The sequence below is a fragment of the Rosistilla oblonga genome (genome assembly GCF_007751715.1).
Taxonomy (GTDB): Bacteria; Planctomycetota; Planctomycetia; order Pirellulales; family Pirellulaceae; genus Rosistilla; species Rosistilla oblonga.
Genome location: NZ_CP036292.1, coordinates 120,237 through 132,637 on the forward strand (window position 1 = coordinate 120,237; position 12,401 = coordinate 132,637).

11 protein-coding genes are annotated in these 12,401 nt (G+C 59.5%); 4 read left to right on the forward strand and 7 right to left on the reverse strand.

Annotated elements, in window-relative coordinates:
• Nucleotides 1-79: 79 nt before the first annotated feature.
• The 4 genes from CA51_RS00430 to CA51_RS00445 all read right to left on the reverse strand — a co-directional run bounded on the left by CA51_RS00430 (nt 80) and on the right by CA51_RS00445 (nt 5,595).
• Nucleotides 80-1,303 (reverse strand): TIGR03000 domain-containing protein, encoded by a 1,224-nt coding sequence (locus CA51_RS00430; RefSeq protein ID WP_231745908.1) that lies wholly within the window; start codon nt 1,301-1,303, stop codon nt 80-82.
• 526 nt (nt 1,304-1,829) lie between these two features.
• Nucleotides 1,830-3,029, reverse strand: coding sequence for a protein-L-isoaspartate(D-aspartate) O-methyltransferase (locus CA51_RS00435; RefSeq protein WP_145117188.1), 1,200 nt, complete (start codon nt 3,027-3,029; stop codon nt 1,830-1,832).
• 210 nt (nt 3,030-3,239) lie between these two features.
• Nucleotides 3,240-4,820, reverse strand: a complete 1,581-nt coding sequence (locus CA51_RS00440; RefSeq protein ID WP_231745909.1) for a Ppx/GppA phosphatase family protein — start codon at nt 4,818-4,820, stop codon at nt 3,240-3,242.
• A gap of 79 nt (nt 4,821-4,899) precedes the next feature.
• On the reverse strand, nt 4,900-5,595 hold the full coding sequence (locus CA51_RS00445; RefSeq protein WP_145117189.1) for an HAD family hydrolase: 696 nt from the start codon (nt 5,593-5,595) through the stop codon (nt 4,900-4,902).
• Between the two features lie 160 nt (nt 5,596-5,755).
• Between CA51_RS00445 and CA51_RS00450 the strand changes: the two genes are divergently transcribed.
• Complete coding sequence (locus tag CA51_RS00450; protein ID WP_145117190.1) at nt 5,756-6,541, forward strand: M50 family metallopeptidase; 786 nt, start codon at nt 5,756-5,758, stop codon at nt 6,539-6,541.
• A 358-nt stretch (nt 6,542-6,899) separates the two neighbouring features.
• Nucleotides 6,900-7,367, forward strand: a complete 468-nt coding sequence (locus tag CA51_RS00455) for a hypothetical protein (protein ID WP_145117191.1) — start codon at nt 6,900-6,902, stop codon at nt 7,365-7,367.
• 26 nt (nt 7,368-7,393) lie between these two features.
• Here the strand turns inward: CA51_RS00455 and nth are convergent, their stop codons facing one another.
• Together nth and rnc are read right to left on the reverse strand one after the other, a co-directional pair.
• A complete protein-coding gene (nth, locus tag CA51_RS00460; RefSeq protein WP_145117192.1) occupies nt 7,394-8,047 on the reverse strand; it encodes an endonuclease III in 654 nt (217 codons plus the stop codon).
• Nucleotides 8,047-8,940: a ribonuclease III gene (rnc, locus tag CA51_RS00465; protein ID WP_145117193.1), complete on the reverse strand. Its 894-nt coding sequence runs from the start codon at nt 8,938-8,940 to the stop codon at nt 8,047-8,049. Before rnc ends, nth begins: the two co-directional genes overlap by 1 nt.
• Before the next feature lie 249 nt (nt 8,941-9,189).
• Between rnc and CA51_RS00470 the strand changes: the two genes are divergently transcribed.
• Together CA51_RS00470 and CA51_RS00475 are read left to right on the forward strand one after the other, a co-directional pair.
• A complete protein-coding gene (locus CA51_RS00470) occupies nt 9,190-9,702 on the forward strand; it encodes a HEAT repeat domain-containing protein (protein WP_197451490.1) in 513 nt (170 codons plus the stop codon).
• A gap of 54 nt (nt 9,703-9,756) precedes the next feature.
• Nucleotides 9,757-10,797, forward strand: coding sequence for an endonuclease/exonuclease/phosphatase family protein (locus CA51_RS00475; protein WP_145117195.1), 1,041 nt, complete (start codon nt 9,757-9,759; stop codon nt 10,795-10,797).
• A gap of 18 nt (nt 10,798-10,815) precedes the next feature.
• On the opposite strand, the gene CA51_RS00480 is transcribed toward CA51_RS00475, so the two are convergent.
• Nucleotides 10,816-12,219 carry a hypothetical protein gene (locus CA51_RS00480; RefSeq protein WP_145117196.1) on the reverse strand — a complete coding sequence of 468 codons (1,404 nt, stop codon included), beginning with the start codon at nt 12,217-12,219 and terminating at the stop codon, nt 10,816-10,818.
• Nucleotides 12,220-12,401: the final 182 nt, after the last annotated feature.

Sequence of the window (12,401 nt, forward strand, 5' to 3'; positions counted from 1 at the left end):
CCGCCCGCAGCGCACGAAAAAACCCGCGTTGGAAATTTCCAACGCGGGCTTCTGGGTCGTGTCAGTGCGAATCGATCGCCTAACGCATTGCAACGGTTTCGTCAGCGAAATCGAAGGTCAGTTCTGGCGTGCTGCCAGCCGACAACGAAATCGTCTTCTCTTCGGTCAACGTCCGTCCGTCGCGTTGGATCGCAACGGTGACGGTGTAGTCGCTCCAAACTTGACCAGCTTGCAATTGCTTGGTGCGGAAGGTACGCGTGGTACCATCGGCATCGGTCGCGTTGCCAGCCAAAGTCACCTTGGCGTCAGCAGGCACGTTGACGGTCAAAACGGTTTCGACAACATCCGATTCGGCTTCTGGAGCGGCAACGTAAGCTGGCGCTTCAACCGCAGGTGCCGAATAGACCAACGAACGTGTTTCGCCACCGTGCAGGCGGACGACCTTCGATTCGGTGACCAATTCGCCGTTGACGGTGTGCTCGATACGGACGTCGTACGAATAGGCATAACCAGGAGTCAGGCCACGCGAGACGAATTGGCGGTGAGCGCCAGTGCTGCGGGTCTTGGTGCCGTTGACGTAAACGTCTGCGTCGGCGGGAACTTCCATCGTCAACAATGCTTCGCTTGTCGAGCTTGCCGATTGAGTTTGGTACGAAGCGCCTTCGACTGGTGTTTCGATGATCGATTCACCTTCAGCCGCTTCGGCTGCGGGTTCGCTGTAGATCGGTGCCGATTCGTACATTGGAGTCGAATACGATTCGACGGGTGCCGAATAGTAGCTGGCGCTGTACGATCCGCTGCTGCCGCCGCTGGATTGATGTCCGCTCGATCCGCCGCTGCTGCCATAGCTGCTGTAGGCGCGATACGAACCGTAGCTGCCGCCGCTGCTGGCATAGCTGCTGACGCTGTATCCGCTCGATCCGCTGCTAGCATATCCGCTCGATCCGCCGCTGCTGGCGCGAGCTGCACGCCAAGCTTGGTGGCGAGCGTGGTGCCGAGCCTTGATTCGCTTCAGGATACCGAAGTGTCCCGAGCTGCCGCCGCTGGAACCGGAGCTGCCATAGCTGGCGCCAGAGCTTCCGTAGCTGCTGTACGAGACCGAGTAGCTGCCATAGCTACCGCTGCTCGCTCCCGAGCTGCCGTACGAGCGATAGCCGCCCGAGGAGCCGTAGCTGCCCGAAGAGCCATGGCTTCCGTAGGAGCCGTAACTGCCGAAGGAACCCCAGCCCGCGTGGGCCGCTTCCCCGGTAAATGTCATTGCCACGGCTGCAATCGCAACCGGAATCACGTGAATTCGTCGCATGAGTCAGAACCTCCCGATCCTTTCCAACTTATCCCAAAATCTACATTAAGCGTGTTCGCATTTACGCGCCCAGAATACCCAGATAGGATAATCTTCCAGGCCGTTGATTCAAGCTCGCTAGCTCTATTTATTTAGCTCAAAACTACGATTTTGGCTCAAGTAATCCTAATAAAACGCATGCGCTATCTCGCGTGATTACGCATGGACACCATGGCTTCCAAGGCAAGGTGAGCCGCGAAAGCTGGCTGGTTTGCGGGCTCTGGGATGCCTGTTGCGACCGAGCGGAGCGATCGCGGGAGCGGCAAAAGACGTCTTATTTGCGGCCAGAGTGGCGGTGTAGGTCGCGCTAGAGGGTTGGGTGCATCGCTGTCCGCAGCGGGCGAGACTGGCGGTTGCGAGCTGCCCACGTCACCGCAAGCGGGCGGGGCGGAGGAGCTAAAAAAAGTGGGCCGCGCCGGCCGATTTTATTTAGCCGGATCGGGGCCGAGCCAGGCTTAGCCCCGAAAACGCACCCAAGCTGCGGCGGTTAACGTTCGGGAGTCAGCGTGACGCTATCGAAGTCGGCGATGCCGGTGGCTCCGAAGAGTCCGATTCGGACGATCGCTTCACGAGTCGTCGGTGGGACGCGGAAGGAGCGTTGGTGCTGCGTCCAGTCTTGCTCTTTGGGGAACGGACCGATCCAGAACGTCCCCAATTCTCGCCGCTTGTCGTCGTAGAAACTGACAGCCAGAAGGGGCTGGCGATCGGGACGGCCTCCGCTGTCGACGTCTTGAGTTCGCACGTTGCCCGACAATCGAACGCGAGCGATCGCCCGTCCATCCAACGCCAAGCCTTGCAGCAGATGGGAATCGCGGCCCAGTGTTTCGTTCTCAAAGCGGACAAAATTGCCGCCGCTTGTCGGATCGGGCATCAGGTTGAACTGGCGTCCGTAATACCAACCCGGGACCTGTTCGGGATCGTCCGAGGGGAGATCAAAGCTGCTGTTGACCAGTTCGGGGTTCTCGGGATCGGGCTGCTTCAACCGTCCGTCCTCCGCGGTGCCGGTCATCGGGACAAACAGCGTCGGGCGGAGCGATTGGCGGACGATTTTGCCGTCCTTCTTTTCCATCAGATACAGCGTTTGTTGGTATCGCTCGCCGACGGGGATCACCATCCGGCCGCCTTCTTTTAATTGATCGACCAGCGGTTGCGGGACCGATTCGGGAGAGCAGGTGACGATGATCTTGTCGAACGGTGCGGCTTCGGGCCAGCCTAAAAAGCCATCGCCGACTTGGGCCGAGACGTTTTCGTAGCCGAGTCGCTTGAGCGTCGCGGCCGCTTTGATCCCCAGCGGTTCGACGATTTCAATCGTGTAGACGTGTTTGACCAGCGGGCTCAGCACCGCGGCTTGGTATCCGCTGCCGGTGCCGATCTCCAGCACGACGTCGTCCGGTTCGCACTGCAGCACCTCGGTCATATGAGCGACGATAAACGGGCTGCTGATCGTCTGCGCGTCGCCGATCGGCAGGGCCATGTCGTAATAGGCCTGATCCCACAGCTTGCGTGGGATGAATTGGTGCCGGGGCGTCGTTTCGATCGATCGCAGGACTGCGGGATCGGTCACGCCGGCGGGAGCCACGCGATCTCGCACCAACTTTTTACGCGCTGCCTCGTAGGGATCCTCCGCGTTGACAGCGGGAGCCACGGTGGCGACAAGCGAGAGCAAAAGAGCAGGGCGGAGAGACATGCCGGACGACTCCGAAGTGATAAAAAGGCGGTCAGTCGACCCGCGCGTTTCGATCGGGTCGACGAGCCAGCCGCGCAGCGACCGGCCCACTTACAGCCTACCACAATCCCTTTGCGCGACCGGAATTTTGTGAACCGTTCGGCCGATCGCCAGCTGTTTCAGACTCCCCAATCGTTGCAGCCGTCGCGGCTGCCAAGCGGCGGCGGGGCGTTATTGTTCGGCCCGAATCATCACGCGCAACCCAAACACCTCTTCGAAAAGGGTGCTGTTTTGCCGGATCGCTAGTTGTTCCAGGGTGACGTCTTCGACCCGCGGGACCTCGATCACCAATCGATCGCGCTGCTTGATGCATTTGAAATCCTGCACGCGGCCGGATCGCGAATCGTGCATCGCGATCGCCAACCGCAGCAGCGCGGCCATCTTTGCAACCGCCACTCGCTCGCTACGGCTGAGACTTCCGTAACCGTCGTGTCCCGGTTGCGGATGCGCGCGGCGGTGGTATCGGGCGACCAACGCGACTAACAAAACGTCCTGGCGACTGAGCCCAAAGATCTCGCTGTTGCGGATCAAATACATCGCGTGTTTATGGTTGCTGCGGACGTCGACAAACATCCCGATCTCGTGCAACAGCGCCGCGACGTGCAGCATGACTTCGTATTTGGCATCCAGTTGATGTTCGGCCTTCAATTGTTCGAACAACAGGCTGGCCGACGCCGCCACATGTTTGGCATAGGGTTGATCAAAATCGCACTTCCGCCCCAGAGTCATCGCCGACCGCAGGATTTGATTGCGAAACTCCGCCGTCCAACGCCCCTCGCTGGCCATTTCCAACAGCAGGCCATCGCGGAGGTTGGTGTCCGAAACCAGCACGGTATCCAGCTGGAAGATCCTTGCCAGCATCAGGTTGCTCAACAGCGCCGGCCCCAGCGTGGTCGCGTCGGAGAAGTTGACGTTCAGCTTTTGGACGATCTCGTCCTCGTTGTATTTCAGCACCTCGTTGACCAACGCGTCCAAGGCGTCGACCGAGACCCGCGCTAGGGTCCCTCCATCCCAATCGCCCAAGATGTGACTGGCGGCGAAACGCATGTCGCCACCCAACGCGATCAATTCGATTTTGCCATCCTCGGCAAACACCTGTTCGCGGATCCGCGCGACGGTTTGCCGGATTTGCGTCTCCATGATGCTGCGTCGCCGCATCCCCGGAGCGCCAAGACTTTCCAAGCGTTCGGCCAGTCGCAGCGAACCGAGCCGATGGGTTTCCGAAAACAGAACGTTGCCGCTGCGGACGACCAGCACCTCGGTCGACCCACCGCCAACTTCCACCACGACCGACTTGGCGACTGCCAGCTTGGGATCGCTGTCCAGATGCGGTTGGATGCCCATGTAGGTGATCCGATTCACCTCGGCTTCTTCGATCGATTCGACCTCCAGCCCGGTGGCGATGAAGACGCGATCCAGGAAAGCGAGTCGGTTGACAGCTTCGCGAACCGCGCTGGTGGCGACGACACGAATATCGTCGGTCGATGTGATCCCGTATTCCAACAGCACCTTCTGGTAGGATCGCAGGATCCGCACGCATTCTTCGATCGATGACCTGGTGATCTGCCGCGATTTGAAGACGTCTTCGCCCAGCGTGATCTTGCGAGTCAGCGAATCGATCGTGCGGACCAGCCCCAGGTCGCTGATCTCAGCTATTGCCATCCGGATGCTGGTGGCGCCGATATCGATAACGGCAACGGTTCGCGGCGGCATCAAGCCAGCCGAGATGGAGCGTTCGGTTGTTTCAGACACAGAAATGACTCAGCCCAAAGTCGTATGGAAGCGATTTCTTGCAACAGGAATCCGCTGCGACGACCAATTGTAGCGGAAGTTAAACAAAACATCGGTACCCCATCGCGCGAAGGTCTTCGATCAGCGTCGGGGTGTCGATGTAATGAATCGCTCGCCAACCGCACGCTGTCGCACCTTGCACGTTTTCGAGCCGATCGTCGATGAACAGGATCTGTTCGGCGGCGCAGCCGGCGAGTTCGGCAGCGGCATGATAAATCTTGGGATCGGGTTTCATACACCCGATCTCGTAACTGAGCGCCGCCGGCGTTCCGATCAGCCGCAGCAGGCCGTAGTTCTGCCGCATGATCCAATCCCAGTGCGGGCGACAGGTGTTCGACAGGATCCCCATCGGCACGCCTTCGCTGACCAAACGCGAGACGACCGGCAGGATCGGTGTGTTCAAGCGGAACATCGCGCTCATCGCCTCCAACACCGCGTCGCCGGCGGCGCTGCGGCCGACCGAGCTGAACAAGCGGTCGAGAAACTCCGGCTCTTCGATCTGTCCCGATTCCAGCAGTTCTTCGATCCCGCTGTCGTACATCGCGGCGCGAATCGTCGCCGGATCGCACTCCAACAGATCGCCCACCTGCCGGCACGCAAGCTCGGGATCGAACTTCACAAGCACGTTGCCCAAATCAAAATAGACGAAAGTCGATGTCAGCACGTTAGCAACTTTGGCGACAGGAGGAACGGAAAAAAATTGGCTGCGGCGAATCGCAAAACGTTCGGCGGCCATCGTCGTTTCAACATATCGCCGCAGCCGGAACTGGCCAAGCTGGCTGCGACGCGGGGCCCCCTCCGTTCGACAAAGCAACGATGCGTCGGTACAAAGGGAGCTTCATCGCCCACGTCGCGTTCCCTCCCTCCCTTCGCAATCTCTCTCGACGCACTTCTTTATGGTCATCGGCCGCCGCATCGATCAGGTTCTCGAGGCACTGAAGTGGCCGATCGGAGTGTTTGCCGTGCTGATGCTCGGCCCGTTGTGTTATGCCACGCTGCTGTTCGCCGCGCGAATCTGGCAGCACCCCTGGAGCTTGATCTGGTTCGTCGCGGGGATTCTTGCTTACGCCTTCGCCTGGCGGCCGTTCATGCGGCGGTGGTTGAAGACCGATTGGATGCTGACCGTCGAACACGAACTGACCCACGCGCTTTTTGCTCTCTTGACCGGCCATCGGGTGAAGAGCTTTCAGGTGACCCGCAAGGGGGGGCGAGTCGAAGTGGTTGGCGGTTCGAATTGGTTGATCGCGCTGGCTCCCTATTTTTTTCCGACAGCCCCGTTGATCCTGTTGCTGTTTGCGATCCTGATGCCGCTGGGAACGCTGCTGCCCTGGACGGGATTGTTCCTCGGTTTTTCGATGGCCTATCACGTCCGATCGACGTGGACCGAAACCCATGGGGCGCAGACGGATTTCGACCAGGCGGGGCGATGGTTTTCGCTGATCTTTCTCCCTTCAGCCAACCTGTGCGCTATCGGTTTAGTCGCCAGTTTCGCCGTCGGCGGCTGGGACGGTATGCAGCGGTTCAGCAGCGATGCCAGCGCTGCGATCCAGTGGCTGGTGATGCTGATCCCGTCGGCGCTTACCTGGCCCGCCGAGAATCCGCCGCTGTTGGATCCCGTGCCGGGAATCGATCCCGCCGCAACACCGCCGGTTGCGATCGGCCCCGATTCCGCCGCCTCTTGACGTCTGGTGGTGCTTGAACGGATCGACGGGTGGGCCGCATCCGCACACAGCTGCCGCATTCATTTAATGAACGGTTCGTCGATATCGGGGGAAGGACGAGCCAAGTTGCGGTGGGGGTGTGGTGAGCACTCCCCCCTCGGTTCGGGGCCCCCGAATTGGTGTCGGCCATCACAATCGACAGAACCGACGCATTGCGGCTGTCATTTCTAGGGGAAACCGGCGTTGTCGATCGATTGCCACACCGCCCGCAGAACTTGCAGCCTAGCTTTGCCAGGTGTTTGAGTTGGCGGGACGTATCGAGTCGAGAGAGAACATGTTTGGGTTGGGGAATCGAAAGCAGATTGAAGTGCGTTGCGCGATGACTCGGCTCATCAACCAGACGCTCGATTATGCCTCGTTGGCATCCAGCGAAGAGCCGCCGGAGCTGAAGGATCGGTCCGAATCGCGGCTGGTCCGCACGCTGCCGGTGTTTCTGATTCCCTGCACGGGGGACGACGAAAATGGCGGCCCCGATATCCAGATCGGCTTCACCGCCGATGTCTCCTGTTTTGGTGTGTCGGTGTTGTTATCCGATACGCTGAATCTGCAGGAGTTGGTGTTGATGATCGGCGATCCCAAACATCGCAAGGTGATGCGGGGAACGTGCCGCTATCGAAAGCCGTTGGGAATGGGGACCTGTCAGTATGGAATCCGACTGGATGAGGTCCTGAATGATTCCGATTACGCCCCGCTGTTAAAATATGCAGCAGCATTGGAATCGAAGGCGCAGCAGGTCATTGCGGGGAATCCGAACGCGGCCTCGCAAAACGTTGTCGCAAAGAAGTAACATTTGCGAAGCATCGACACGCGGGGCTAAGCCTTTTTGGTTTCGACCGGCTTGCGGCGTTTGGGGTAGAGCGTCGTGCAGAGTTCACAGCGAGTGCCGTCGCATCCGCGGGCGGTGCAATATTCGCGACCGTAGTAGATGATCTGCAGATGCAGCGCATTCCAGCTCGATTCGGGGAACAACGCTTTCAGATCGCGTTCGGTCTGTTGGACGTTTTTGCCGTCGGTCAGTCCCCAGCGTTGGGCCAGGCGATGAATGTGGGTGTCGACGGGAAACGCGGGGTGCCCAAACGCTTGGCTCATCACGACGCTGGCAGTCTTGTGTCCCACGCCCGGCAGCGATTCGAGTCCCTTGAAATCGGCTGGCACCTGACCGTCGAACTCGTCGACCAATTGTTGACTGAGCCCCGCGATCGCGGCCGCCTTTTTCGGTGCCAAGCCCAGCGGGCGAATGATCTCGAGGATCGCATCGACCGATTGCTGACGCATCGCTTCGGGTGTGTCAGCCAAATCGAACAGCGCCGGCGTGACGCGATTGACCATTTTGTCGGTGCACTGGGCGCTCAAGAGGACAGCGATCAGCAGCGTGAACGGATCGCGATGGTCCAACGGAATCGGCGGGTCGGGATAAAGTTCATTCAGTCGTTTGAGCACGATCTCGGCGCGTTCTTGCTTGCGCATTAGGGCAAACCATCCTGATATGGGGGCTCCTTGCCAGAGATCTCCGCCAACGCGTTGGCGGCGGCTCGCTGTTCGGCGTCCTTCTTGCTTCGGCCCCATGCGGGCGTTCGCAACTGGCCATCGACCAGCACCGCGATCTGGAACTTTTTGCTGTGATCGGGGCCGACCGAATCGAGCAAACGATAGCAGGGTGTGGTGCTGAAATCGCGTTGCACCACTTGCTGCAGGTTCGATTTATGGTTCTCGTCGCCGCGGCTGTTGATCCCTTCGGCCACCTCCTGCGCCAACCATTGGTGCAACAGTTCGCGGACTTTGTCGAACCCGCCGTCCAGATAGATCGCCGCGACGATCGATTCGAAAACATCGGAGGTCAAAGATTTGGGGAAGCTGCGGTTCTTGCGAACTCCCTTGCCGACCAACAGACATCGATCCAGTCCCAGCCGCTTGGCAACTTTGGAGCAGGTCTGGCGGCTGACGACGTTCGATTTGATCTTGGTGAGTTCGCCTTCGTTGAGATCGGTCCGTTCGTGGTACAGCCAATCGCAAACGACAGCGCCGAGGATCGCGTCGCCCAGAAACTCCATCCGCTCGTTCGACTTCAATCGGTGCGAGGCGCCCGACGCGTGGGTCAACGCTTCCAACAGCAGCTCGCGATCCGAGAAGCTGTGGCCGATGATCGATTCGCAAAGATCCAACCGCTGTTCGGTCGTTAGTTCTTCGTTGTCCGGATCGATCGCCGCGGCGGCTTTGGCCGCTTTCGCTTTGGTTGGCTTGGCAGCGGTTGTCGTTGGGGCGGCTAGCAAAGTCGCGTCGTCGCAATCGCTGGTTGCCGGCGGCGGTGGGGGAGCGATCGAGGGGCGATCGTCCTGGGGACGATGGGGTTCAGCATTCATAGCGCAAGGTTAGTCCTCTGGTGCCAACTGATGGAGCCGGTGAGAAACTAACCCGAGGCGTCAGCAAGGTGTTTTGCGTTGATAGCAATTCGCCTCAATGACGTTTCGGGTTGGAATCATCGCTGTTGATCTCGATGCGTTGAATTTGGTACGCATTGCGGCCAACCGCGATCCTCCGATTCTAATCCCTTGCGCGTCCGTTGCATAAGGGATTGGGGGCGACTGACAAAAATCATGGGTACCCAAGCGATGACAGACCAACCTCGCCAAGATCCGTCGAATCTAGAGCATTCCGATCCAGCAATCCGCCGTCAAACGCTGCAGTCGATCATCGACGAGAGTCCGCGGTTGGCTGATTGGACGATTCCGTTGTTGCGAGCCGCTTGCGACCCTCACGCATCGGTCAGCGAACTGGCGATCGCGACGCTCGAAGACATGGGCGCTCCCGACGCGTCGCAAGTTGCTGACATCGTCGCTTTTGCTCAACGACCTGCCGATAGCGAAACGGTTTACTGGGCTACCACATTGATCGGCCGGATCGGTCCAGCGGCAGCCGACGCGGTTCCAACGTTGGCTGGCGTGTTGGCGAATTCGTCGTTCCTGCACGTTCGCGAGAAAGCCGCCTGGGCGTTGGGACAGATCGGTCCCGCAGCGGTCGGAGCCAGCGCGGTATTGCAATCCGCTGCCGAACAGGGGCCGCCGCGATTGCAGCGGCTGGCGACCAAAGCGTTGGCTGCGATGGCAGGCAGCGCCGCCGCATAACCTCCGTTCCGATCTAATCATCCAAACGTTGCACACCAGGCAAGGAGGCCTGACGTGGCCACCCGACGCAAGAAAATCTCATCGCTTCCCATCGGCAGGTTCATCGGACCACCGCTAACGATCGTCTTGTTCCTGGTTGTCGGTTATCTGGCGATGACCGGTCGGCTCCCCTTCTTAAATGGAGCTAGCGATCAAGCCGCGACAACCGAAGCTGGCCTGCTGCCCGGAACCGAGGGCGGTTTGCAGCTGACCTCCAGCGGCGATCCGGCCGCCAAACCGATCGAAACACTGACTGTCGCCACTTTCAACATCCAAGTCTTCGGCGTTAAGAAAGCGGAAGACCTCGAGGTGATGCGCTACCTGGCGTTGATCCTGCGGCAGTTCGACGTGATCGCGGTTCAAGAAATCCGCAGCCTGGAACGGGCTCCCGTCGATCAGTTGCTGGAGTTGATCAATTCGACAGGCGAACAATACAAGGTGATCTTGAGCGAGCGGCTGGGGCGGACCGACAGCAAAGAACAATACGCCTACTTCTGGGACAGCCGACGGATTCAGTTCGTCGAAGGATCGTCGTATCTGGTCAACGATAGCGCCGACTTCATGCACCGCGAACCTTTTGTCGCCAGCTTCCACGCTCTGCAAGCGGGCGTGCCCGGGGCAAAACCGTTCAGCTTTACGATGATCAACGTGCACACCGATCCCGACGAGACCGACCAAGAATTAAACGTTCTCGACGATGTGTTCCAGAGCGTTCGCGCGTACGAGTTTTCCGAAGACGACTTCATCTTGGCGGGCGATCTGAACGTCGAAATCGACAAGTTGGGAGAGCTTGGGCAGATCCAAAGCGTCGAATCGGTCAACCGCGAACAGACCAATACCGCTGGCAGTCGCAGCATCGATCATCTGTTGATCGACCGCACGGCGACGACGGAGTTCCGTGGTGCGGGCGTGATCAATTACGAACGCGATCTGAAGCTGCCGCGCGAACTTGCCGATCGGATTTCCGACCATCGCCCCGTGTGGGCAGTCTTCGACAGCAGCGAACACGCCCCGCAAGGTGTGATCGCCGCGCTGCCGGAAACCGTGTCGCGCTGATCCACCGCTCGCGAGAGACTATTTGTTAGCCGGGGCATTCAGCGAGCTAGCACTCGCCACTCGCTTGGTCTCCGCATCGTCGGCGGGGGTGAAACGGAAGCCTTCGGCAAATTGGTGGTCGCCGCCGCCAAACGCTTCGACCTGCTGATCGGCGAGCGTAAAGATCGCTGCCGAACGATGGCCTTGATCGTCGGAGAAGTGCAGATAGATCCATTGGACCGGGACCTCTTCGACAGCTCCCTGCGCGACGACTCGCAACAACCGCAGCCCTCCGCTGGTTACTTTCTCTTCGGCTTCCAAGAGCTCGCTGAAACGCTTGTCCAAGGTTCGGCGGATGTCGTCCTGGAACGCTTCGAGCGTCAGTTGGTGTCCGTCTTTCAATTTGGGCATCGGGCGGATGTCGCACTGCGCGATCACGCGATCGGTGTCGATCATTCGCAGTTGGGCGAAGCGTTCGTTTTCGCTGATCAGATGCCAGTTGCGATCGCAGAAGACCGAAAATCCGCCCTGCTTGCTGCGGATGTCGACCAGCAGTTTGTCCTGCGTCGGCTTGATCGCGAGGTCGATCGGTTCGCCCGAGTCGATGCCGTTTGATTTGGTGATCGCTTGGCGAATCACGCGAATCTGCGCCGCGACTTCAAATCCCGGTTTCGCTTTGCTAAGTCCCCGTTCCTCGCGGATCGCAAGCGCCAGCCATGTCACGGTGCGTTGCTTGCGATCGAAGGTCAGTTTGCCGCGCAGCTGCAGCGACGTCGGGACGCCGTCGACCGAAGCGCTGATCGTTCCCAACAGCTGAACCTTCGCCGTCGCGTCGTCGAACGATGCCAGCGTGGCGCTGACCGCGGATTTCTGGACCGCATCCATGTCGAACAGCGTCGCCAATAGATCGGATTCGAGCTCCCAGGCTTCGTTCACTTTCATCGACTTGTTGGGAAGCAAGCGGTCGATCGCCAGCGAGTTGACGGGAACCTTCAACAGTTCCAGTTCGTCGGTTGTCAGTTGAGTCTGGGCGGCGTAGACGATCGATCGAGTCTGCGCGACGTGCAGCACGGCGTGCCGGGATTCGCGGCGGAGTTCCGATTCGACCTCGTTGGTCTGGACTTTGCCTTTGGTCGTCGCTTCGTAATAGTACCGCTGGGCGGCTTGAGCGATTCCGTCGCCGTCGCGATGCAGACGCTCTTCGTAATCGATCACCGAATCGGCTTTCACCGGCAACTTCCGCGTCGCATCGGTCGACAGTTCGCTCTTGGGAACCTTGGCGTTCCCCTCGATGCCGACGGTGATCCGCACGCGATACAGCGAATGTTCATTGTTGGGGATCAGCGGGACGGTGTCGGTGGAGGCGGCCGATAACGGGCCGGCAGCACAAACTGTCAAAGAAAGTCCAGCAAGCAACTCGCGTCGCGTTAGTTTGCAATCCATCGCAGAATCCACTCCATGAGGCTGCCGCAGCGCGGAATGCTAGCGACACCGAAGGGTGATGATCGTCCAAGGGCGAAGAAACGAAGTCAGCCCAACCCTTACCGTTGGATCGACCGAACGCCGCGGCACAATTCAGCAGATTCGGAAAATCGGAGCGGTCTTCCAGCGGCAACGCCTCGCGT

Excerpts from the sequence above, each read along its gene's own strand:
- CA51_RS00430 (WP_231745908.1), bottom strand. The coding sequence starts at position 1,303 with ATGCGACGAATTCACGTGATTCCGGTTGCGATTGCAGCCGTGGCAATG.
- CA51_RS00435 (WP_145117188.1), bottom strand. The coding sequence starts at position 3,029 with ATGTCTCTCCGCCCTGCTCTTTTGCTCTCGCTTGTCGCCACCGTGGCT.
- CA51_RS00445 (WP_145117189.1), bottom strand. The coding sequence starts at position 5,595 with ATGGCCGCCGAACGTTTTGCGATTCGCCGCAGCCAATTTTTTTCCGTT.
- CA51_RS00450 (WP_145117190.1), top strand. The coding sequence starts at position 5,756 with ATGGTCATCGGCCGCCGCATCGATCAGGTTCTCGAGGCACTGAAGTGG.
- CA51_RS00455 (WP_145117191.1), top strand. The coding sequence starts at position 6,900 with ATGACTCGGCTCATCAACCAGACGCTCGATTATGCCTCGTTGGCATCC.
- nth (WP_145117192.1), bottom strand. The coding sequence starts at position 8,047 with ATGCGCAAGCAAGAACGCGCCGAGATCGTGCTCAAACGACTGAATGAA.
- rnc (WP_145117193.1), bottom strand. The coding sequence starts at position 8,940 with ATGAATGCTGAACCCCATCGTCCCCAGGACGATCGCCCCTCGATCGCT.
- CA51_RS00470 (WP_197451490.1), top strand. The coding sequence starts at position 9,190 with ATGACAGACCAACCTCGCCAAGATCCGTCGAATCTAGAGCATTCCGAT.
- CA51_RS00480 (WP_145117196.1), bottom strand. The coding sequence starts at position 12,219 with ATGGATTGCAAACTAACGCGACGCGAGTTGCTTGCTGGACTTTCTTTG.